The 24,690-nt window shown below is 41.3% G+C and carries 14 protein-coding genes; 12 read left to right on the top strand and 2 right to left on the bottom strand.

Annotated elements, in window-relative coordinates; genetic code table 11:
- The first annotated feature begins 94 nt into the window (after positions 1-94).
- The 6 genes from GSQ84_RS14365 (at position 95) to GSQ84_RS14340 (ending at position 14,696) form a co-directional block, all read left to right on the top strand.
- Positions 95-3,223: a TonB-dependent receptor gene (locus GSQ84_RS14365; RefSeq protein WP_158797964.1), complete on the top strand. Its 3,129-nt coding sequence runs from the start codon at positions 95-97 to the stop codon at positions 3,221-3,223.
- A gap of 20 nt (positions 3,224-3,243) precedes the next feature.
- The gene (locus GSQ84_RS14360) at positions 3,244-4,908 is read left to right on the top strand and encodes a RagB/SusD family nutrient uptake outer membrane protein (protein ID WP_158797963.1); all 1,665 of its coding nucleotides are present in this window, start codon (positions 3,244-3,246) and stop codon (positions 4,906-4,908) included.
- A gap of 62 nt (positions 4,909-4,970) precedes the next feature.
- Positions 4,971-8,300 (top strand): VCBS repeat-containing protein, encoded by a 3,330-nt coding sequence (locus GSQ84_RS14355; protein WP_216848934.1) that lies wholly within the window; start codon positions 4,971-4,973, stop codon positions 8,298-8,300.
- A 4-nt stretch (positions 8,301-8,304) separates the two neighbouring features.
- Positions 8,305-9,624 carry a vanadium-dependent haloperoxidase gene (locus tag GSQ84_RS14350; protein ID WP_174238664.1) on the top strand — a complete coding sequence of 440 codons (1,320 nt, stop codon included), beginning with the start codon at positions 8,305-8,307 and terminating at the stop codon, positions 9,622-9,624.
- Between the two features lie 181 nt (positions 9,625-9,805).
- Positions 9,806-11,239, top strand: coding sequence for an arabinose isomerase (locus GSQ84_RS14345; RefSeq protein ID WP_158797962.1), 1,434 nt, complete (start codon positions 9,806-9,808; stop codon positions 11,237-11,239).
- A 196-nt stretch (positions 11,240-11,435) separates the two neighbouring features.
- On the top strand, positions 11,436-14,696 hold the full coding sequence (locus tag GSQ84_RS14340) for a glycosyl hydrolase (RefSeq protein ID WP_158797961.1): 3,261 nt from the start codon (positions 11,436-11,438) through the stop codon (positions 14,694-14,696).
- 81 nt (positions 14,697-14,777) lie between these two features.
- On the opposite strand, the gene GSQ84_RS14335 is transcribed toward GSQ84_RS14340, so the two are convergent.
- The gene (locus GSQ84_RS14335) at positions 14,778-15,365 is read right to left on the bottom strand and encodes a TetR/AcrR family transcriptional regulator (protein ID WP_158797960.1); all 588 of its coding nucleotides are present in this window, start codon (positions 15,363-15,365) and stop codon (positions 14,778-14,780) included.
- 804 nt (positions 15,366-16,169) lie between these two features.
- Between GSQ84_RS14335 and GSQ84_RS27900 the strand changes: the two genes are divergently transcribed.
- The 4 genes from GSQ84_RS27900 to GSQ84_RS14320 all read left to right on the top strand — a co-directional run bounded on the left by GSQ84_RS27900 (position 16,170) and on the right by GSQ84_RS14320 (position 21,002).
- Positions 16,170-17,723, top strand: coding sequence for a glycoside hydrolase family 2 protein (locus tag GSQ84_RS27900; RefSeq protein ID WP_216848933.1), 1,554 nt, complete (start codon positions 16,170-16,172; stop codon positions 17,721-17,723).
- Positions 17,720-19,369, top strand: a complete 1,650-nt coding sequence (locus GSQ84_RS27895) for a glycoside hydrolase family 2 TIM barrel-domain containing protein (RefSeq protein WP_216848932.1) — start codon at positions 17,720-17,722, stop codon at positions 19,367-19,369. Before GSQ84_RS27900 ends, GSQ84_RS27895 begins: the two co-directional genes overlap by 4 nt.
- Before the next feature lie 151 nt (positions 19,370-19,520).
- Positions 19,521-20,093, top strand: coding sequence for a DUF6266 family protein (locus GSQ84_RS14325; RefSeq protein ID WP_158798163.1), 573 nt, complete (start codon positions 19,521-19,523; stop codon positions 20,091-20,093).
- 312 nt (positions 20,094-20,405) lie between these two features.
- Complete coding sequence (locus GSQ84_RS14320; RefSeq protein WP_216848931.1) at positions 20,406-21,002, top strand: sigma-70 family RNA polymerase sigma factor; 597 nt, start codon at positions 20,406-20,408, stop codon at positions 21,000-21,002.
- On the opposite strand, the gene GSQ84_RS14315 is transcribed toward GSQ84_RS14320, so the two are convergent.
- On the bottom strand, positions 20,990-22,918 hold the full coding sequence (locus tag GSQ84_RS14315) for an alpha-L-fucosidase (protein WP_158797959.1): 1,929 nt from the start codon (positions 22,916-22,918) through the stop codon (positions 20,990-20,992). The two genes, GSQ84_RS14320 and GSQ84_RS14315, sit on opposite strands and share 13 nt — an antisense overlap.
- A 276-nt stretch (positions 22,919-23,194) precedes the next feature.
- Here GSQ84_RS14315 and GSQ84_RS14310 point away from each other — a divergent pair, with 276 nt between their 5' ends.
- Together GSQ84_RS14310 and GSQ84_RS27815 are read left to right on the top strand one after the other, a co-directional pair.
- Positions 23,195-23,419 (top strand): hypothetical protein, encoded by a 225-nt coding sequence (locus tag GSQ84_RS14310; RefSeq protein ID WP_158797958.1) that lies wholly within the window; start codon positions 23,195-23,197, stop codon positions 23,417-23,419.
- A 249-nt stretch (positions 23,420-23,668) separates the two neighbouring features.
- Positions 23,669-24,571 (top strand): DUF6515 family protein, encoded by a 903-nt coding sequence (locus GSQ84_RS27815; protein ID WP_174238663.1) that lies wholly within the window; start codon positions 23,669-23,671, stop codon positions 24,569-24,571.
- The last annotated feature ends 119 nt before the right edge of the window (positions 24,572-24,690 follow it).

Raw genomic sequence — 24,690 nt, 5'->3', positions numbered from 1 at the left:
TCCAGTTTTATAGTATAAATATCTATTTACTCGTAAGGCTATGAGTATCATATTTGTTGCAGCGATAGCCTGTAAACTTTAAAACCAAATATATATGAACTCAATTTTTACTCCTGTAAAGATTTCCCGCTACCCGTTTGTTTTCCCGAAGGGAGCAATCGTCAAAAAAGGAATCTTATTTGTTGTTCTACTGCTTCTGGGCATTTGCTCGGTGCAGGCACAATCAAAACCCATTACTGGTACAGTTACGGATGAAAAAGGAATATTGCCAGGTGCTACTGTATCCGTAAAAGGAACGAAGATCGGTGTATCAGCAGATAATCAGGGTAACTTCTCCATTAATGTGCCCAGCGGTCAAGTTATACTTGAATTTCACATGACCGGATATGCCCCGCAGGAAATTGATCCCAAAGGCCGCCTCAAAATAGACGTGAAAATGGTTTCGAGTTCCAACAACCTGGATGAAGTTGTAGTTGTTGCTTACGGCACGCAAAAGAAAAGCTCGCTAACGTCAGCCGTATCCACGATAAAAGGTTCAGATATATCATCTCAGCCTGTGCCGAACATCAGTAATGCCCTGGGCGGGCACGTGGCCGGGGTATTATTCACTCAGCCTGATGGTGACCCTGGTTTTGATAACGCGAATATTATGATCCGGGGAGTTGGTACAACGGGCAGTTCAGCGCCCCTGACCATTGTGGATGGTGTTCCAAGAGCCTATAACCAGCTTGATCCTAATAGCATTGAATCTGTTACCATTTTAAAAGATGCTGCTGCCGTTGCCCCGTACGGATTGGCAGGAGCAAACGGCGTTATCTTGGTCACTACAAAAAAAGGGAAAGCAGGTAAACCTACACTTACCTACAATAGCTATTACGGTTTACAAAATCCCACAGTTACCACAAAGTTTGTCAATGCTTTTCAATATGCAACGCTGTATAATGCTGCCGACGATAATATGGGTGCGCCACATGCCTACTCAGCAACAGACCTTGCGCTATACCAGAACCATACTGATCCGAATGGCCATCCTGATAATGATGTGTTAAAAGAACTATACAATCGTAATACACCCATGTCAAGTAATAACCTGCAATTATCAGGCGGAAATGAAAGTACCCGATATTTTGCCTCTCTGGGATATCTTTCGCAGGATGGTTTATGGGGAACTGAAAATTTCAGACGGTATAATCTTGATATGAACCTGGATGCGGATGTGACTAAAACAACCAAAATCTACGTTTCCATGAATGGAAGGGTAGAAAATGGGCATTACCCAGGTGTTTCATCTGCCAATATATTTTACCAGGCTTTCCGTACACCGCCAAACCAGGCCGTAACCTTCACAGATGGCTCACCTGGAAGTTATATTGGCCGGTCTGTTTACGGAAATATATATGACAGTGGTTATATTATTAACGAAGATTTTACTTTGCTTAATCAGTTGAGTATTGAACAGCAGCTACCCTTTGTTAAAGGTTTAAGTGTTAAAGCGGTGGTAAGTTATGACTATAATCCAGATAATGCTGCCGGAAGTCCGTCTTTTCAAAGGACCTGGCTAACCCCAATTCCAATTTATACTTACGATCCTACTACTAAGGCGATTACCCTAAGCGGTAATGACGGGCCGGTAAAGCCGAGTTATGCTGAAAATTTTTTACAGACTCAAGCCTTCACTTATCAGGGTTATATCAACTATCATAATACTTTTGGAAAAAGTGAAATCACAGGCACACTGGTATTAGAAAGCAGGAATTCAAAAATTGATAGTTTCGGCGCCACCAGGATTAATTATAATATTCCCATACCAGAGTTAAACAATGGCAGTTCAAATAACGCCGACATCAGCAATAGCGGTTCTTCATCAGAAGCAAAGCAGAAATCAGCCATTTACCGTGCTTCTTATACCTATGACAACAAATACTCTTTTGAAGCAGCAGGCCGCTATGATGGGCACTACTATTTCGCACCTGGCAGCAGACTTGGATTTTTTCCCGCTTTCTCGGCATCATGGCAATTATCTCAGGAACCCTTCATCAAAAATAATTTGAAATGGGTAGATAATCTGAAGTTAAGAGGATCATGGGGTGAATCTGGTAATTTGGCGGGTACGCCATTTCAATACCTTACCTCTTATACACTCTATGGTAATTCTGCAATCATAGGCGGACAAAGTACACAGGGTTTATATGAAAACGCACAAGCAAATACAAATATTACCTGGGAGCGTGCTAAGAAAACCGATATCGCTTTGGAAGGAAGCTTGTGGAATGGCGGCTTAACTTTTATAACCGAATACTTTTTTGAAAAAAGGAATGACATGCTGGTAAACCCGGCTACAACCGTTCCTGGAGAATACGGTATTGGCTTATCTCAGGTAAATGGGGGAGCGATGCAAAACCAGGGCCTTGAATTAACATTGGGTACATCTCATAGATTTAATAAAGACCTCAGCCTTAGTATTTCCGGAAATATTACTTACGCCCATAACAAGTTGTTACAGGTTTATGAAACCTCAACAACCTTTAACAATCCAAATCGCCGGCAAACAGGAAGGCCGCTTGGACAGCTGTTCGGTTTTCAGGCCCTCGGCTATTTTCAACAATCTGATTTTGACGGCAAGGGAAATTTGAAAACCGGCATTGCAACTCAACCCTGGGGAACTGTAGCTCCCGGCGATTTACGCTATAAGGATGTTAACGGCGATGGTAAAATAGATGATAACGACATTGTGCCGATAGGAACTTCCTCTAATCCGCAAATTATTTATGGGCTTACGCCAAGCGTAAATTATAAACATTTTGACCTGTCGTTTTTATTTCAGGGAGCGGCAAAGGCCGATTGGTATGACCAGGTGTATCCATTTCAACAAAATGGTTCTGCCACAATTGATGAGTTAAATTACTGGACCCCCACTAATACAAACGCACCTAATCCGCGCATAGCCACGGCCCCGACAACAAATAATACTCAAACATCTTCCTGGTGGGTTAGGGATGGCAGGTATATCAGGTTAAAAACGATAAACTTTGGCTATACCTTGCCGCCTAGTGTGCTTAAGTCTATCAGTTTGCAATCTGTAAGGTTCTATGTTTCAGGGCAAAACTTATTTACCTGGAGCCCAATCAAAAACTTTGACCCTGAAGTAGCCTCAAGTACAAGCACCGGCCAGTATTATCCGCAGACCAAGATAGTTACCCTAGGGTTAAACGTAACATTTTAAAATTCTTAAAGATTACAAAAATGAAAAATAATGCATATTTTAACTTCAGTTGTGCTTTACTGCTGATTGTAAGTCTTTTAAACTTCTCCTGTAAGAAGGCGCTGGATAAATCACTTGATGTTACGCCGAATGACCGAATAGCCGGAGGTGAAGCTTTTGCCACAAATGCGGCCACCGATCTGTTTCTGAATGATATTTACGGCAGCCTTCCTGACGAAAATAATTCTGCAGATCCTCTTGATAATATATCAGATAATTCTATAAATGGTGTTTCGCAGGATATTTCAAGAACGTTATTTGCACAGGCAGAATATACACCTTCAAACATCGGCTGGCCCTCAATAAATCTGGATTGGTCGTCTAATTATACCTATATACGTAAATGTAATTTATTTATCACTAACGTAGCGTCGTCACCAACCTTAACCGCAGATTATAAAAAACTGCGAACTGCTGAAGCCCGGTTTTTAAGGGCCTATTTTTATCATCTGTTGTATATGGCCTATGGTGGCGTTCCCATCATCACCACACCGCTTAATATCAATACCCAGGGAAATGATGTTTTCGTAGCCAGAAGTAGCGCTGCCGATACCTATAAGTTTATACAATCAGAGCTAACCGCAGCCTCTCATGATTTGCCTAAAACTGCGGCTGATGCTGGCAGGGCCACACAAGGAGCTGCCTTAACTTTACGCGGCTGGGTAGAGCTTTTCTCTAATGACTACGCGGCTTCGGCAGCTACCAACAAAATGGTAATAGATAGTTTAGGTAACGGAAAGGTTTACAATTTATATTCAAATTATGGTCAGCTGTTTCTAGACAATACAGCCAATGTAGAAGCTATTTTTTACAGGCAATATATTCCTTATGTAAAAGGCAACTGGTATTCTGGTGTTAATGGCCCTACTTTTACTAAAGGCGGTGTAGAAACCAGCTGGGGAGGTATTGGCCCTACACAGGAGCTGGTTGATGATTACGAAATGGATAACGGCAAAGAGATCACAGATCCTACCTCGGGTTTTGATCCTAATAACCCTTATTTACACCGTGAACAGCGTTTTTATCAAACAATAGTTTATGACAATACATTCTGGTACAATGACACCATTTTTACCCGCCAGGGCGTAAACAGTGCGAATGAAATTGATCTTTCCGACCATAGTGATGCTACGCAAACCGGCTACTATACCTGCAAGAATATCAACTCCAATAACCTCGGGCCAGACAACTGGAATAACAAAAGTGGGGGGCAGAATTATTATTATTTCAGGTATGCAGAGGTGTTGTTAAATTATGCTGAAGCACAAAATGAAGCTTCAGGGCCCGACGGGACAGTTTACGATGCCATAAACAAAATCCGCACTAGGTCTGCCTTGCCAAACTTAACCTTTGGATTAGCCAAAGATCAAATGAGAACTGCGATAAGGCGCGAACGACGAATTGAATTGGTGTTCGAAGACAAGCGTTATTGGGATTTAATCAGATGGCGCCTTGCCGAGGTCAATATTAACAAACCATTACACGGAATTGCCATAAAAGCCAATGCCCAGGGTGGCTTAAGCTATACGCCCGTAACCACGCCCGGCGGTGACAGAAGGTTTAACGCAAGTAAAAACTACGTATTCCCAATTCCGCAGAGCGCTATAGATCAAAATAAAAAGCTGGTTCAAAATCCTGGCTATTAATATTTATCCTGATAACCAGAACCTATTAAAGAAAGGTTCTGGTTATCATTTAAACCCCGCTGATGATGAAACTGTTACCATCTTACAAATTTATTATCGCTGTAGTTTTGGTCTGTATTTTTATGGGAACCGGATGCAAAAATGACCATTCCGTTAAAAAATCACCAGCTTTATTCAAACTGCTAAGCCAGCAGATGACCCATATAGATTTTACCAATACATTAACGGAAGGGTTAAATACAAATTCTTTGATGTACGAATATTTTTATAACGGCGGCGGGGTTGCCATAGGCGATTTTAACGGGGATGGTTTGCAGGATATTTATTTTACCGCTAACATGACGGATAATAAACTGTATCTCAACAAAGGGCATATGCAATTTGCCGATGTTACCGCATCAGCAGGAGTTGCCGGCCGGCCCGGTCCATGGAAAACCGGCGTAACGGCTGTAGATATCAATGGCGATGGCAAACTGGATATTTTCGTTTGTTATTCCGGACATCTCAAATCAGAAAAAAGGGTAAACCAGCTGTTTATAAACCAGGGTAACGATAAAAGTGGCGCGCCGGTTTTTAAAGAATCTGCTGCACAGTACGGGCTCAACTTCTCATCATACAGCCTGCAGGCTTATTTTTTTGATTATGACAGGGATGGCGATCTGGATATGCTATTGGTAAACCATAATCCTCAGCGCATTAACCTGGCCGATGATATTACGGTACGTAATTTAATGCAAACTAATGATAGTGAGGCGGGAATAAGGCTGTTCAAAAATGATAATAATGTATTCCATGAAACCACCAAACAAGCCGGTATCGTCAATACAACGTTATCTTATGGTTTAGCGGCAGGTATAAGTGATGTTAATGGCGATGGCTGGCCAGATATCTATATTTCTAACGATTACAACGTGCCCGATCGTTTATATATCAACAAGGGTAATGGTACGTTCAGTGATGAATTGCAGCAACAGCTGGGGCATACCTCATTTTATTCTATGGGGAATGATGTAACCGATATTAATAATGACTCCAAGCCCGATATTTACACACTTGATATGCTCCCTGAAGATAATAAACGACAAAAATTATTATTCGGGGCAGATAATTATGAAGGCTTCAACCTCAATTTGCGGGAGGGCTTTTACTACCAGTATATGCGCAATATGCTTCAACTCAATAACGGGAATAATACTTTCAGTGAAATCGGGCAGGTAGCCGGTATCTCCAATACAGACTGGAGCTGGGCACCACTTTTTGCAGATTACGACAATGATGGCTGGAAAGATCTTTTTGTATCTAACGGTTATACACGCGATGTAACCAACATGGATTTCCTGAAATTTATGGGCGATAACCTGCGGGACAGGCGTGTGATGCGGAAAGACCTGCTTCAGCTCGTTCGCCAGATGCCTTCATCAGATGTGCAAAACTATTTTTTTCGGAACAATGGTAACCTTGTTTTTACTAATGTTAGCGCCATATGGGGGGCTAATCAACCCTCTAATAGTAATGGGGCGGCTTATGTCGACCTTGATAATGACGGCAGCCTGGACCTGGTGGTAAACAATATTAATAAACCTGCTTTCATTTATCATAACCAGGCAGAAAGCCAGAATAAAAATCATTACCTGGCTATTTCTTTAAAAGGGGCCGGCAAAAATACGCAGGGTATCGGGGCCAAAATAGAAATATATGTTGGCGCTAAAAAACAATATCTGGAACAAATGCCAACACGTGGTTATCAATCCAGTGTATCTCCTGTCCTGCATTTTGGCTTAGGCAAGGATAAGAAGGTTGATTCGTTAAAAATCATATGGCCTCGTGGCAAAAGGCAGGTTTTGTTAGCTATTAAGGGCGATCAGCTGCTAACGCTCGAAGAGAAAAATGCTTCGGGTAGCGAGCTAAAGCCGGCAATTTCAAAGCCATTATTTAAAGAAATCAACTCCCCGGTAAATTATCGCGAGGCAAAAAATACCATCAATGATTTTAAGCGGCAGCCTTTGTTAGTCAATCCCCTTTCTTTTTCCGGTCCGTGTGTGGCAAAGGGAGATGTTAATGGCGACGGGTTGGAAGACCTGTACATTGGTGGCGGTAACGGTAAAGCTGGCAGCCTTTATATTCAGCAAAAGAATGGTGCATTTAGCTTAAAAGAGGAGCCTGCATTTGATAATGATAAAAAGAGTACTGATGCAGCTGCAATTTTTTTTGATGCCAATGGGGATGGTAAACCCGATCTGTACGTCTGCTCAGGTGGTTATGGAGATTATGCAGCTGATGATCCTTTACTGATGGACAGGTTGTATATCAATGATGGAAAGGGCAATTTTATAAAATCAGCGAATGCCTTACCTAAAATGCTGAGTAGCAAAGGCTGTGTAAAAGCAGCGGATATTAACGGAGATGGTAAATTAGATCTGTTTATCGGGGGCAGGTTAATTCCCGGGCGTTATCCTGAAATACCGGAAAGCTTTATTTTGATCAATGACGGCAAAGGGCATTTCACAGACCAGACCAACAAGATAAACCCATCATTAAAACATATCGGTATGGTAACAGATGCCGCCTGGCAAGATATGAATGGCGACGGAAAGCCAGATCTGATTGTAGTAGGGGAGTGGATGCCGGTGACGGTTTTTGAGAATCTAAACGGGAAATTGATCGATGCCAGCGCAAAATATTTCGACAAAAAATATTCAGGATGGTGGAATTGTCTGCAGGTGGGTGACTTCAATCACGATGGGCGGCCAGATCTGGTGGTGGGTAATCTTGGTTTAAACTCTCAATGCAAAGCAACTGATAAGGAGCCGGCAGAGATCTATTTTAAGGATTTTGATGGAAATGGCTCAGTAGATCCGATACTATGTTTTTACATTCAGCATAAGAGCTATCCCTGTGTAACCCGTGATGAATTGCTGGACCAGATCAGTATGATGCGAACCCGTTTTCCGGATTATAAAAGTTATGCGGAGGCTACAATCAATCAGATATTTACACCGGAGGAAATGCAAGGGGCCGGGCATTTGTCGGCTAATACATTGTCAACAGTACTTTTTGTAAGCAATAAAGGGAAAAAACTAAGGGAGGTACCACTGCCTTTGCAGGCGCAATATTCTCCTGTGTTTTCTATCACCGCGTTAGACTATGATCATGACGGCAATGCAGATCTTCTATTGTGCGGAAATATGAATCAGGCACGGATCCATTTTGGTAAATACGATGCTAATTACGGCGTGTTATTAAAAGGTAACGGAAAAGGCGATTTTACCTATGTACCACAGTTGCAATCCGGTTTTAAGCTCAAGGGCGATGTAAGGAGCGTAGTGAACATAAACAACACCCTTCTTTTCGGTATAAACAGCAGCAGTATGGCGGCTTATAAATTAAACTGATCTCATGAAAAAAATTAATTTTATATCGGCTACCTGGGTAATTTGTCTGGTCATCAGTGGCTGTCACCACCATCAAAAAAAAATATCGCTCAGCAATAGGGATATTGCTAAAGTAATTCACCAGATGAGCGATGTGATGATACACGATGTAACCAATCCGCCCCTGGCTGCAAGATTTTTCGCTTACACTTGTTTGTCTGGCTATGAAATCGTATCAGAAAATGATAAACATGTTAAAAGCATGCATGGTGTGTTAAATGAATATCCGTCTATCAGTATACCTGAAAAGCTTGGCAACTATGATTTTCAGCTCAGTGCGGTGCTGGCAATGTATAAAACTGCCGAAAAGCTCCAGCCTTCTGGTAGCACCCTGATGGCAATAAACGAGCAGCGGTTTATTGATTCCTGTCAAAAATTAGGTGTTGATAGAGAAACAATCGACAGCTCCCAACATTATGCACAGTTGATCAGCAAAAAGATATTGGCTTATGCCAAGTCTGACCATTATAACCGAATTAGTAATTATCGCCGTTATAGCCCCACCGGTGTTCCGGGAAGCTGGGCACCTACCGCACCGTCTTATATGGTGCCCGTTGAGCCTTATTTTAATACCGTGAGGCCTTTATCAATTGATTCTGCCGGGCAATTTGTGCCGGATGCCCCTGTCCCTTTTTCTACCAGCAAGGGCTCTGCTTTTTATAAGTACATTTTATTAAGTTATCACAAGAGTGGTAATGGTTTAACACAGGAAGAAAGAGATATCGCAAATTTTTGGGACTGCAATCCATTTGCTGTTCAAAATAACGGGCATATGCTGGTTGGGCTTAAAAAGATCTCGCCGGGAGCGCATTGGATGGGAATTGCCAACATCGCCTGCGCAAAAACAAAGGCCGGCTTTTCGCAAACCATTCGGGTAAATACCGTAGAAGCTATCGGTTTGTTGGACGCTTTTATTTGTTGTTGGGATGATAAATACCGCACTAACAGGATCCGTCCGGAAACGGCCATACGGCAATACATCGATCCTAACTGGAAACCACTGCTGCAAACTCCTCCATTTCCGGAGTATATTAGCGGGCACTCCGTTGTATCTGCAACATCGTCAACAATCCTCACTTATTTTTTTGGGGGTAACTTTAGTTATACCGATAATGTTGAGCAAGACTTTGGTATTCCGACACGGCATTTTAGTTCTTTTCAACAGGCAGCCAACGAGGCGGGCATATCCAGGTTTTGGGGAGGTATACATTTTATGGATGCCATAAACCATGGTTTGATCCAGGGACATCAGGTAGGCGAATGGGTAGTAGATAAAGTAAGATAGTCCATCTTTAACAGCACAAAGTCTATTTTTTTTTAACCGTTCCTTACGCACATTTGATACTTATCAATCAGTTAATAACCATTTATGAACTTTATTCTGCCTGGGGAAATCTGTATTTTACAATTTTTTTTTGCTGCTATTTCACCAGGAATATATTGTCACACCTTTATGAAAGATTTTAATGAGCAAAAATAATATAACAAGAGTTGGCTTGTTTGGAATTGGGCTGGATGCTTACTGGGATCAGTTTGAAGGTTTGGAAAAGCGGTTAAGCGGTTACCTTGATGTTGTGGCCGAAGGAATAAAAAACAAAGGTGCCCACCTGGTTAACCTTGGATTGATCGATTCCATAGATAAAGCTTTCGCTGCAGGTGATATTTTAAAGAAAGAAGATGTAGACCTGGTTTTTCTTTATGTGTCAACCTATGCGCTTTCTGCCACAGTTTTACCCGTTATAAAAAAAGCCGGCGTACCTGTTATTGTGCTCAATCTATCGCCAGAACCCGCTATAAACTATAAATGGTTTAATAGTTTGAATGACAGGACTAAAATGACCGGCGAATGGCTTGCCTACTGCTCGGCATGTCCTGTGCCCGAAATTGCAAATGTATTTAAACGTTGCCATATCCCGTTTCACCAGGTTACCGGGGTATTGTACAATGATGATAGTGTTTGGAAAGAGATTACAGAATGGATAGAAGCGGCACATGTATCCAGGGTTCTTCATTACAACAGGTTAGGGTTAATGGGCAATTACTACGGTGGGATGATGGATATCTATACTGATCTGACAGCTGTTAACGCCACCTTTGGCGGTCATATGGAAATCATTGAGGTTGATGCGCTGTCTGCTTCAAAACGTTCGGTTACTGAGGATGAGCTGAACCGTAAGGTGACAGAAATATACGAGGCGTTTGATGTTCAAAGCGATTGTTCTGAACTAGAGATTAAACGGGCGGCCAAAACCGCAGTGGCACTGGACAAAATAATTTCGCAATATCAACTGGGCGCATTTGCTTATTACCATAAAGGCAGCGGTAATGCAGAAAATGAGGATACCATGTCATCGATAATATTGGGTAATTCACTTCTAACAGGCCGGAATATCCCTGTGGCCGGTGAATATGAGGTGAAGAATGCCATTGCCATGAAAATCATAGACACGTTTGGGGCGGGAGGGTCCTTTACAGAATATTATGCAATGGATTTTACGGACGATGTAGTGCTGATGGGGCACGATGGGCCATGCCACCCCGGCATTGCAGAAGGAAAGATCAAAGTAAAGCCTCTACAGGTTTACCATGGCAAAGTAGGGAATGGGCTGTCGGTAGAAATGTCGGTAAAACATGGAGACGTTACATTGCTTTCCGTCATTGAAGACGGTAATGGCCGCATGAAGTTTTTAATAGCTGAAGGGCAATCTGTGGGCGGCGATATATTGGAAATTGGTAATACCAATAGCCGCTATAAGTTTTCAATCGGTGCCAAAGCTTTTATAGAAAACTGGAACCTGCATGGGCCGGCGCATCATTGTGCGGTGGGAAAGGGTCATATCAGTTCGAAACTACAGAAGCTGGCGGCAGTGCTAAAAATTGAATATATCAAAGTGTGCTGATAGCGTGAATTTCTTTAAATCCCACAAGAAGTACTTTTTATGCTCATCACTAGAATAAAAAAGCGTGAAGACTTTAATACCTAAGCAGTGTTATATCTCCGTAATAGGATTAACATTTCAAATCAGGTGAATCGCTAACTATTAATTTTGTTAAAGCAAACATGATCATTATTTGTCAACCAATAATACAATTTAAATGAGATCAACTTTACTAATCAGTCTAAGCGCAATTTTTACGCTTATATTTTTAACTGACGCTAATATTGCCAAATGCCAGGGCCAAAAAAAATCTGTTTCTCCGTCTGTATCGTTAACCCGGTTAGCAACCGGGTTTATTACCGTGCCCGATTCCATTCAAACCAGCGTTTATTGGTATTGGATTTCTGGTAATATCTCAAAAGAAGGTGTAATCAAAGACCTGGAAGCGATGAAAAAAGTAGGGATCAACCGGGCTTTTATAGGCAATATTGGCCTGGATGGAGAGGTTCCTTATGGAAAAGTTAAAATGTTTACAGAAGAATGGTGGGATATTTTACATACTGCATTAAAAACAGCCACGCGTTTAAACATACAAATTGGTATTTTTAATAGCCCTGGCTGGAGTCAGTCGGGCGGCCCCTGGGTCAAACCAGAGCAGGCAATGCGCTACCTTACTTCATCAGAAGTTATGGTAAAAGGGCCAGTGTTATTTAACAAACAGCTCCCTAAACCGAAGGCGAATTTTCAGGATGTAAAGGTGCTGGCTTATCCCGTAAATAAAGATTATGATCACGATATCAGCTCATTAAAGCCGTCCTTATCTTCAGTTCCCCTTATCGATTCGCTTAGTAATGTAATGGATCATAATCCTGCTACGGCCATTCATCTCAACCATGATCAGCCACTTTCTTTAACTATACAGACCTCGTCACCCTATACCGTACGCAGCGTAATTATCAATACAACACAGCGGCAACAACTTTTTCAAGGCGATGTACAGGCTAAAATAAATGATCAGTATGTTAACGTGAGGCATTTTTCAATTGACCGAAGCAATTCAGCTTTGTATGTTGGTTTTACACCTTATGGCCCTGCAACAATATCTATTCCTGCTACCATTTCAACTAGTTTCAGGATAGTTTTTACAGGTATATCTTCACATGCAGGTATTACCGAGTTAAAACTATCAGCTACGCCTGCAGTGGAAAGTTATCTGGAGAAGACATTGGCTAAAATGTGGCCTACTCCACATCCGTTTTGGGAAACCTATCAATGGATTCCACAACCTGATGAGACGTCAAAATATATCATCGACCCGGCAAGTGTTGTAGATTTATCAAAATATCTGGCTGCTGATGGCACCTTGAAATGGAATGTTCCATCCGGAAACTGGATCATTGAAAGGAGTGGGATGACGCCTACAAACGTTGTTAATGCCCCATCGCCACCTGAAGGGCGGGGCCTTGAAGTAGATAAAATGAGCAAGGCTCACATTACAGCGCATTTTAACGCGTTTTTAGGTGAAATTATCAAACGCATCCCTGCCGAAGACCGTAAAACATGGAAGGTTACTGTAGAGGATAGCTACGAAACCGGCGGCCAGAATTGGACAGATGATCTGATAGCGGAATTTAAACAAAAATATAGTTACGATCCTACACCCTATATTCCCGTATTGCAGGGAAAAGTGGTGCGCAGCGAAGATATGTCAGATCGTTTTCTTTGGGACCTGAGGCGTTTGATTGCTGATGACGTTTCTTTTAAATATGTAGCTGGCCTGAGAGAGATCAGCCACCAGAACGGCCTTACCACCTGGCTTGAAAATTACGGGCACTGGGGTTTTCCGGGTGAATTTCTTCAATATGGCGGCCAGTCGGATGAAGTAGCAGGAGAATTTTGGAGCGAAGGAGACCTGGGTGATATAGAAAACCGTGCGGCTTCATCTTCAGCACATATTTATGGAAAGATCAAAGTATCTGCCGAATCATTTACCGCGGGTGGCAGCGCATTTTACCGTTATCCGGCCATGTTCAAAAAACGTGGCGACCGTTTCTTTACCGAAGGAATTAATAACACTTTATTGCATTTATACATTCAGCAGCCCGACGATAATACCAGGCCAGGGCTGGATGCGGGTTTTGGCGTGGAATTTAACCGCTTAAATACCTGGTTTTATGATATGGATGTATTTTTGAAATATATAAAAAGGTGCAATATGATGTTGCAGCAGGGCCAGTATGTAGCCGATGTAGCTTACTTTATAGGTGAAGACGCGCCAAAAATGACAGGTGTAACTGATCCGGCCCTGCCACAGGGCTACTCATTTGATTATATCAATGGTGATGTCATCAAACAAAAACTTACTGTTAGTAACGGTAAGCTGGTATTGCCTAATGGTATCAGCTACAGCATCCTCGTGTTACCCAAACTGGAAACTATACGGCCGGAACTGTTAGAAAAAATAAAAGAACTGGTGCAGCAGGGAGCTGTGATACTCGGTCCAAAGCCTAACCGGTCGCCTAGCCTCGCAAATTATCCCTCGGCAGATAAACAGGTACGGAGTTTGGCAGCAGATCTTTGGGGAAATATTGACGGTGTGGCAACCAAGGTTAATCGTTACGGCAATGGCTTAGTATTAAGTGGTATGGACATGCAACAGGCATTAGACCTGATCAAAGTGCAGCCTGATCTTAAAATAACGAAAAGTGATTCCGTCCTTTTTATACACAGGCAACTGCAGGATGGTTCTGTCTATTTCGTATCCAATCAAAAAAACAGCCCGGTTAATATATCAACGGCTTTCCGCGTAACCGGCAAGCGTCCCGAGTTGTGGAATGCTATCGATGGCAGTATGCGTAACCTGCCGGCGTATTCACAAACAGGATCAACTACCTCCATACCCATGCAGCTCACACCTTTTGAAAGCGCATTTGTAGTATTTAAAGAGGCTGGAAATAATGGAGATACCACCAAGATTAATTATCCCCAGCCTAAAAATACTATTGAACTCACGCAACCCTGGATAGTTAATTTTGACAGCAACATGCGCGGGCCTGCCAAGCCAGTTGTGTTTAATACATTAACAGATTGGTCTACAAACCCTAACGACAGTATTAAATATTATTCCGGCACGGCGTATTATCATACCAATTTTAAGGTGGGCAAGCTTGTAAAAGGTGCAAATTATTACATTGATTTAGGGGTGGCACGGTCAATTGCAAAAGTAATTGTTAACGGCATTGAAATGGGTGGGGCATGGACGTATCCATACAAAGTTGATATTACCAAAGCGCTGAAAGCCGGTGGAAATAAGCTGGAAGTAAAGGTAGTAAATACCTGGGCAAACCGCTTAATTGGCGATAGCAGGCTACCTGCAGATCAGCGCAAAACAACGGTACTTTATGGCCCTAACGCTACCAGCAGTTTGGAATCGTCCGGCTTATTAGGGCCTGTGAAAATTGAAGAAATCCAGTATTAGCTTTTATATTGGGTAAAGGTTTTGTGAAAAGTGGAAAACATAAGGTTTTGATAAAATACTCAATGGCGTGTTTATTTCCTTTTATCTGAGGCTTTCCATGTAAAAGCTAAACTGTTTCAGAAAACTCTGGTATGATTTAATCCCGAATATTTTTCCCATATTTCTGGCACCGGCATACCCGGTTACCATATAGTTGGCCACTTCCAACGTATTTACATCAGGCCTCAGCTGTCCATTGGCCTGTCCGCGCTTTAAACAATCGCTGATTGCATTTACCCAGGTCAGTGTCATCATTTTAAGGGAATTGCTAAAAGCTTCGCTCAGGGGAGACATTTCTTCAATCAGGTTAATCATTGGGCAGCCGTACCGCATATCAAAATGTACCTTATTGTTCAGGATATCTTTGAGCTGTTTGCTGATTGTTTTAATTGGATCTTTGGAATTAAGCAATGGCTCAACCATCATCATTCTCATGCCTGGGTACATCAGTTCTTTAATAAAAGCCAATGCCATTTCTTCCTTGTTTTTGAAATGATAGAAGAAGGCACCTTTGGTTACCTGCATGGAAGATAAAATATCATCTATGCTGGTAGACTGATAACCTTTTACATAAATCAGCTGGGCTGAAGTCTGCATAATGCTCAGGCGTGTCTGTTCGGATTTTCTCATTACATACTAAGTGGTATGTTTCAAATATAGGTTCTTTATTTAGAAAAGCATTCAGGTGGTTTCTTGAATTTTGATTTTTACGGTCTGCTGACCAAAATCCTATTTGTTAGGTTCTTTGTCATTGAAATAGGGAAAGGAACAAATTTGAAAGGCTTGTTGTAAACAATCATGAGGAATACTATGATCAATAGTTATAGAAGATGGTAAAACAACACGGTAAACCATGAGAGTACTGATATGCTGCAAATACCTATGGCATTGCCAAACCAGGATTCATGTTGCCCGTCAATCGCTAAAGAGCAATCTTAAAGGTTATAATCAGGAATTTAAAAAATCAAATTGATACATTAGTCTATAACTGAGCTGCTGTTAAACAAGTATAGGACAAAAAACTAGTCTTAGTATAGGACCGTTCGTGTCAAGTGGCAGGTTAACATACCTTTGACATAGGTGTCAAAGGGGGGTAACATAGGGTTGACATAGGTAGCGGGTATGTCAACCTTATGTGATCTGCCTTTAGATCCCGCTTTAATATCAAACTAAAGTCGAATTGTCCTATACTGACATAAGTTTGCATTGAGAAAGTAAATTACTAATATGGTTACAATGAAATTTGTTTTCACTGCCTGTGGTTTACAATGATAAATTTAATTATTGAATAGAGTTTACAATAGGCTAGTTATTTTACTAAAATAGGTTTACACTGTCCTACACTGGTATTAGTAGAAGACATCTGAGTTTTACAGCACAAATGCTTAAGTTTATAATTCTTATTCTATAAATTTATTCCGTTATCCCTAAACTATGAGCAGACCCTTATTTAAAGAATTGATCCCGAAAATTTTATTGATCCTTGTTTTTGTTTTGCTTCACTACAGTGATGCCAGTGCACAATTGCCAGCTGGCAGCCGGTTGTCCAAACGTGATACGGCATCTGTTCCAAAAGAAATTGAAGATCCTCAAAATATTGGTATCCATAAAGAAGCCAGTCACGCTACTTTAATGCCTTATGCCTCTTTAAAGGAAGCCCTGGTAGCCAACCGGCATCAATCATCTTATAGCAAAAGTTTAAATGGGCTGTGGAAGTTTAACTGGGTAGACTGGCCGCAAAAGCGTCCTGTGAATTTTTATAAAACCGATTACGACGTTTCCGGCTGGAAAACGATACCCGTGCCTTCTAATTGGCAGCTTCAGGGTTATGGTACGCCGTATTACAGCAATTATACCTACATTTTTAAGAAAGACTTCCCAAGGGTAATGAGTGCCCCGCCAGAAAAGTATACCGCTTTTAAGGAAAGAAATCCTGTTGGCAGTTACCGCCGTGATTTTACCGTACCTGCCGAATGGAAAGGACGCCGTGTATTTATCACTTTTGATGGGGTAGATGCCGGTTTCTTTATCTGGGTAAACGGACGTAAAGTGGGTTATAGTGTAAACAGCCGTAATGCCGCAGAATTTGATCTCACCAAATATTTAAAACCAGGAAAAAATACACTGGCTGTAGAAGTCTATCGTTTTACCACCGGAAGTTATCTCGAAGATCAGGACATGTGGCGTTTGAGTGGCATTTTTCGTAATGTAACATTATGGAGCAGCCCTCAGCAGCATATCAGGGATTATTTTGTAAAAACTAATCTAAATAAACAGTTTCAAAATGCAGATGTAGTAGTGAGTACCAAAGTTAAAAATTATGGTACTGCTACGGTCAAAGCCCGCAACCTTGAAGTTTCTTTGTATAACGGTGAAACCCTGGTATCCGGCGCGAAGGGTAGCAAAGCCATCCCGTCTTTAAAACCGGGTCAGGAAGTCAATGTAGAGGTTAGGTTTAAAGTTAATCATCCGCAAAAATGGACGGCTGAAACGCCAAATTTATATACTACGGTCATCCAACTGGCAGAAGGGAGCAAAACAATAGAGACCTTATCGTCCAAAACTGGTTTCCGCCATATTGAAATCAAGGGCAGGTTATTTACCATTAATGGGGTAGCGGTGAAACTGAAAGGGGTTAACCGGCATGAAAACTGGCCGGATGATGGTCATGCCATTACCGAAGAGCAGATGATCAAAGATATCGTCCTGATCAAACAAGCCAATTGTAACCATGTTCGTACCTGTCACTATTCTGACGATCCAAGATGGTATGAGTTATGTGATGAATATGGCATCTATCTGGTTGCTGAAGCCAATGTAGAAAGTCATGGTGCATGGGATGAGTTCAATGAAGATCCCCGGATCAAAGCGGCCATCATTGACAGGAATGTAGCCAACGTACAGAATTTCAAAAACCATCCCTCAGTGATCATCTGGTCTTTGGGTAACGAATGCGGCAGTGGCGGTCTAATTTTAGAACAGCTTTGAGCACTATTAAAGCTATCGATCCAACCCGTCCAACACATTACCAGGGCTTTGGCATTGGCAAAGGTAATCCTGCTGATCTGGACAGTGAGATGTATACCAGTGTGCAGGATGTAGAGAAAAATGCCAATGATCCTGCATTGACCAAACCGTTCTATTTGTGCGAATATGCACATGCTATGTTCAATTCTATGGGATCGGTAGATATCTATAACGACCTCTTTGATAAATATCCTCAGTTACTGGGTGGTGCTATCTGGGAATGGCAGGATCAGGGAATTTATAATGATCGTGACCCTAACCATCATATTACTGCTTTTGGTGGTGGTTTTGGCGAGTATCCTAATGATCAGTATTTTATTCACAAAGGGGTGGTCTTTTCAGACCGGTCGTTGAAACCCCATTATCCAGAGCTGAAACATGCTTACCAATGGATCAGTATCCGGGCAAAGGATCTTGAACATAAAGTATTTACCATTAAAAACAGGTACCAGTTTACTAACCTCAATGCTTTCCCGGGTAAATGGGAATTAACAGAAGATGGTACAGTGATATCCACAGGTGATCTGGCTGCGTTATCCATTGATCCGGGAAAAGAAGAAGATATAACAATCCCTTACACAATTCAGCCAAAACCTGGGGCAGCCTATTTTCTAAGGATTTCTTTTGATCTTTCTGCTGATCAGATCTGGGCAAAGAAAGGATACGAGATTGCTGAACAGCAGTTTGAATTGCCACAAGGTTTACCTGCTCCTTTGGAGCCTGCAAATCCAGGTGGTTTAACTTTAACAGATGCTAAAAATGAAGTCAAAATCAAAGGGCCTGATTTCTTTATTGAATTTGATAAGGAAAAAGGTACATTCTCTAAGATAGAAAAGGATGGTCAGAATATCCTTCGCGATGCTGGTGGCCCTATGCTGCATTTGTGGCGTGCCCCGCATAGAAAAGATGATATGTGGGCTGATGAAAATTGGGAGAAAAAGGGTCTGAAAACCATTCAATGGGTAACTGATGAGGTGAAGAGCAGACAAGTATCTCCGAAAATCGTAGAAATCAAAGTCAGTTTAACCGGAACAGGCAAACAGAATTTTACTGTTCATCATAATGTAGTATATACCATCAATAGTAACGGGCTGATCAATGTGGATAATGATGTCAAGTTTACTGACCCAACCTTAATCTTAGCTAGAATTGGCGTGCGTTTGCTCCTGAATAAAGATTTATCTCAGTTTGATTATCTGGGCCGTGGTCCGATGGAAAATTATGCCGACCGTAAAAGCGGCTTTGATGTAGGGCATTATTACAATACAGTCAATAAAGAACTCACCCCTTATGAAAAACCGATGGAATGCGGTAATCATGAAGATGTAAGATGGGCAAATTTAGTGACACAAAAAGGAGTAGGGATAAAGATTAAAAAGGTTGATTCTTTATTGCAGGTTGCTGCGCTTCCTTATAGTGACGAAGAAATGGAAAATGTAGAGTATAAGATAGATCTGCCAAAAAGTAAAGGAACTGTGCTGTGTATTAGCCATAAAACATTAGGAGTAGGATCATGGGGCTGCGGACCAAAACCGTTAGAGCCTTATTTAGTTTATGCAAAACCGACAAATTTCAGTTATCAGATTCAGTTGTTTGGGAATAACTAGGAGATTCCAATTTTATAAAAGGCCTGTATCATCAATTTGGTACAGGTCTTTTTTTGTCTGTGAAAATGGGAATAATGATTTTTATAAAATCTGCTTAGAACTATGCTAGTTTAGCATTTAAGAATACCTGAGATGAAATATATTTTACTAGATTCTAATTAAATTAGTTCATTTTGTAGAAAGCTTCATTCTATTTGTCTGTAAAAGCTTTATCGCCTCGGCTCTTGGTCATCACGCCTGTGCCATAGGATATAAGGTAGCTTACTTTAATATGGCCAAACTCTTTACAAGATTACATGGAGCCAATGCTGATAACTCTTTGTATAAAGAAATCTCACGAATAGAGAAACAGAACTTACTTATACTGGATGACTTTGGCCTTCAAAACCTTGATAAGCCGCAAAGAGACCTATTAATGGAAATTATTGAAGATAGACACAATAAGCAGGCAACCATTATAGCTTCTCAGCTGAAATTAGACTGGATGAAAGTTTCTTTTCATCCTGGAAGTTCATGGATAGAGGATAACGTTTTTATTTTTATTTACAATTCCACAAAAAATGAATCGTTTAGTTTCCCTTATGCAGCCAGGCGTGAAGACTTGACGGTTACTGTGAATATACCTGCCCCTGATAAAGGTGATCATATTCATTGCTGGATATTTATGAAGTCCTATAAAAAAAAGGATGTATCACAAAACGAGTATTTGAATTTTCAATTTTAAATAAAGGCAATTAATTAGGTAAAATATATACTGGCTAAATAGATATAATTAGATATCAGTTTAGCCATTTTAGCAGCACGCTCATTTGCATTTGATATAAGCTCTAATATTTTCATCTATCTCCTCATTGATCTAACCTTTTTAATAAGCTACTAATTACTGCTGTTTCAGCACGAAGAAATGTATAAAAGCTCCATTATTTGACCATTTATCTTCATTGAAAAATGAATAAAATGAACGGCAATTCGCCCTTGTAATTAACATGAAACGCAGTATTTTTGGATACATTAAATTAATTAATAATTTAATATTATGATGATAGCCACTTTTGATACGGTTCAACCAATGACCACATATTGTGATGATCTTACTTGTTCAAATTGCTTCGAGCGCAAATTTCTTGCGGATCTTAAAGAGCGTAAAAGTTTGTCGTTCAGAAGATTATATACGTTACATTCAGCCTCTATGCTGGGTATTATCATGAGAGTAGTACCCGCCAGGGAAATAGCAGAAGATATTTTGCAGGATTCATTTGTTAAGATATGGAAATCCATTCATCTATATGACCCGGAAAAAGGAAAATTGTTTACCTGGATGGCCAGGCTGGCCCGTAATTCGGCTATAGACTATAAAAGAGGAAAAACCTTTGCCAAAAGTACCCGTAATGAAGATATTGATAGTGTTTACTCACAGGTAGATCATTACCACTATGTGCCCGACAAAACAGACTCTATTGGGGTGAAAGATTTGATGCACGTACTTACAGCCTCTCAAAAACAAATACTGGACCTGGTGTACTTTCATGGGTACACACAGGCCGAAGTATCTGATGAATTGCAAATCCCTCTGGGAACAGTAAAATCTAAAATCAGACTTGCTGTAAAAGAGCTGCGGGTTTATTTTTTGTAAACACTAAGTTCTGCTATACGAACCTGCGGCTGGCCATCTTTTCCGGCAACAGCTTGTTTGGATAACAATCTCAGGTATCTTGCGGTAACCGGCTGCGTTAAGCCAATACGCTGTAGAATAGGGTTAGCCTTAATATTTGAAAACTCGCCTTCGGCAATTTTATCCCATTTTACGCCATCATTACTGCTAAGCACCTCATACTTTTCAATAGCCCCTGCAGACGACCCGTCCTGTGCGGGAAGATAACCCACTGCAGCAAAGGTCAGCACTTTCCCAAAATCAATATCAATAGCATTACCGCTCATCAGCTGGGCAGCAGTAGCCTCATTGTCATCTAATGCATAGGCAGGATTAGTGATCTCCGCAGCAGGGTTCAATACTTTCCATCCTGAGCTTTTATAACTGTTTTTATCTTTCTTAGCAGACTCCGTTTTAATTTTAGGCTCCATGTACAAGCCTATTTCACTTAAAGCGATAGCTACCGGTGCATACACATGAATGCGGACCTTAGCCGCTGATTCTGAATTTTCCAGACGAATGATCCTGTTGGCACCAATACTGGTTGCTTTTGCCAGGTTAATCCATTGGCCTTTTTTGAAAACATCAACATTGACGCTGTCTATACGCTCCCCTAACTTAATATTTTCACGAAGCTGTATAATAGTAAAGCGAACCGGTTTTTTAAAGGTTAGCTCTGCTGTGGCCTGATGTACTTTATCATCTGTTGCCCAATAACTGTAACGGCTGGCATCTGTTAACTTAGCTGCGCCAAATGCTTTTTGGCTTTTGCCACGAACGTTAGACAGGGTGATGGTGGCATCTTTGGCTAAATTATAGGCAAATACCTGTTTCAGAAAATTGCCAAACTCAGCCAGTCTTTCTACATCATCAGGAAAAAGTATGCCTTCTTTAGTGGGCGACAGGCCAAGGTCAAGGGCGCCGCCCCGTCCTACGGTATGTACATAGATATTAAATAAGTCTTCAACAGACTTTAGCTGTTCATCTTGTTCAGGATGATAGAACCATCCCGGTCTGAGCGCTACATCACCTTCAAAAGGTATCCATTGTTTACCGTTTCTGGTACCGCTGCCAAGGTTGGAATCATCCATAAATCCTGGCATCGCAGGTTTTCCGTTTTTTTCATTGAAGGTAATGGTAGACCAGCTAGTTTCCGGAGCTAAGCCTTTTTCATTGCCTACCCAGCGTACATCCAGCCCAATATCACTAAAAATGCTGGCATTAGGCTGTAACTTCCTGGTGATGGCCCAGGTATTCATCCAGTCGTAATACGTAGACTGGTCAACCTTTCTTTTTTCATTGGTTCCGCCATAATAACCATCTCCGCCGTTAGCGCCATCATGCCAGCTCATAAACAGGTCGCCATAATTGCTGTAAAGTTCTGTGATCTGGTTACGGTAATCTACCAGGTAGGCAGGCGTTCCATAATGAGGGTTATGCCTGTCCCATGGAGAACAGTAAATTCCGAATTTCATGCCTTCCTGTTTTGCGGCCTGCTGAAATTCGCGCACCATATCTCCCTTGCCATTTTTCCATGGACTTTTGCTGATATTATAGGTAGTGGTTTTAGTAGGCCATAAAGCAAAGCCATCATGGTGTTTGGCTACATAGACAATACCTTTAAACCCTCCTGCTTTAGCGGCGCTAACAATTTGCAGGGCGCTGAATTTTGTGGGGTTAAAGATAGAAGGATCTGCGTCGCCATAACCCCACTCTTTATTCTGAAAGGTAGTAGGGGTAAAATGAATGATACAGTACATTTCTGTTTCCTGCCACTTTAACTGTCTTGCAGTTGGAAGAGCACCGTAAGGTTTGGGCGCTGTGGTTTGGGCATTAGAAAAAGCAGAAAAAAAAAGAGAAGAGATAATTAAAAGGGCCGGCCTGTTAAAAAGGTTCATTTTAGGTTGAGTTGATGAAATAACAATTCGAAAATACAATTCTTTTTCTGTTTACGTTCGGGAGAAGCTTAAAAAGCGTCAGTATAACATATATTTTATATAAGACAGCGCTGAATAGCAGAGGTTTTTTCTGATCCACAAAACTATAAGCAGGTGTTTTTTGTTGAAATAGTATAAAACCGTATGAATAATGAAACCTGCATAAGGTTACTTCTTACAAAAAGTAATGAATAATCTTATGCAAGCTTCATAACCAATAAAAACAAATATATTCTTATGAAAAATAATAGAACTTTTGTTGCCCTTATTTTAGCCGGACTGGCATTTGGGGCATGTAGTGGCAATAAAAAATCAACGGATCACGTAGATTCTACTGCTGCAGCGGATAGCGCTGTAAAGGATACCACCCGCGTAGGTGCTGCCGACAGCACGCATTCTTTTAGGAACGACAGGGGCACAGACAGTGTAAGCGCCGGTAAGTCTGTACCTGCCAAGCCATAGGCGGGAAATTTAATAAAAAATGGCATTCAATAGTAATCGCATCGTCAGGAAACAGCTAGACGGTGCGATTAGTATTTTCCGGCACGGATTTGGTACTATACTATTTGAGAAAAGAGGAATGAAAAGTGCATTAAAACCACATTAAAACGTGATTATCATATTTATGTCACCTTTAAATTATATTGTATTGCACGAATAATCCTTTTACAACGTTAATAGTCATACTCACACAAATTGAATAATTTAATTATGAAAACTCTAAAATTTAAATCGGTAATTATAGCTGCTTCTATAGTGGTTGCCACAATAGTAAGCGGAGGAAGTGTTGTTGCACAAGGTCGTGGTGGTGGCGGAGGCGGTGGTCATTCCGGCGGTGGAGGTGGCGGTGGTCACTTTAGCGGCGGCGGTGGCGGCGGACGAGGTTTTGGTGGTGGTGGCGGAGGAAGAGTTTCTTCTGGTGGCCCACGTGGAAATTTCCAGGCGCGCGGAAGTGTTGGCGTAAGAGGTAATGTAGGCGTTAGAGGCGGTGCAGGATTTAGAGGAGGAGTAGGTAGAGGTGGCTTTGGCGGACGTGGTTACGGTGGCCGTGGTTATGGTGGCGGTTTTAGAGGCCATGGTGGTTATGGATATGGATTCGGAAGACCATATTATGGATATTATAACTTCTACGCACCTTACCTGGGATTCAGTATTGGCGTATTGCCATACGGTTACTATCCTTTCTACTATGGTGATGATGAATATTATTATTCAGGTGGTTTGTATTACCAACAATCTGAAGACAATAAATATAAAGTAGTTGTACCTCCGGTAGGTGGTGAAGTTCCAAGCATCCCTGATGATGCAGCAGACGTTACCATCAACGGACAGAACTATTATGAATATAAAGGAGTGTATTACCAGGAAACTCAAAATGCAGAAGGTAAAACTGTTTATGTCATTGCAGGTAAAAACGGCGTGATCAATACCGAAAACGGTGAAGTTAACGCAGGCAGCGGTCAGAAAATAGGCGATGTGGTTGATGAGTTACCTGATGGTACCCATGAGATCAATGTTAAAGGCCAGCAATTATATGTGACTGAAGACGGTGTTTATTACGAACAGTTTAGCGGTCCTAATAACAAAGTGAGTTACAAAGTTGTAGGTTTATAATAAAGAACATTCATAGTTAAGAATGCCATCCTCCAAACAGGGGATGGCATTTTTTTTTGAACAGATAGAGAGCAGGATACTACAGGTTGCGAGTGATAAACATTAAAATTAGTTTTATC

Source organism: Pedobacter sp. L105 (assembly GCF_009765875.1).
Classification (GTDB): domain Bacteria; phylum Bacteroidota; class Bacteroidia; order Sphingobacteriales; family Sphingobacteriaceae; genus Pedobacter.
This window is presented reverse-complemented; position numbering and strand designations above follow the sequence as displayed.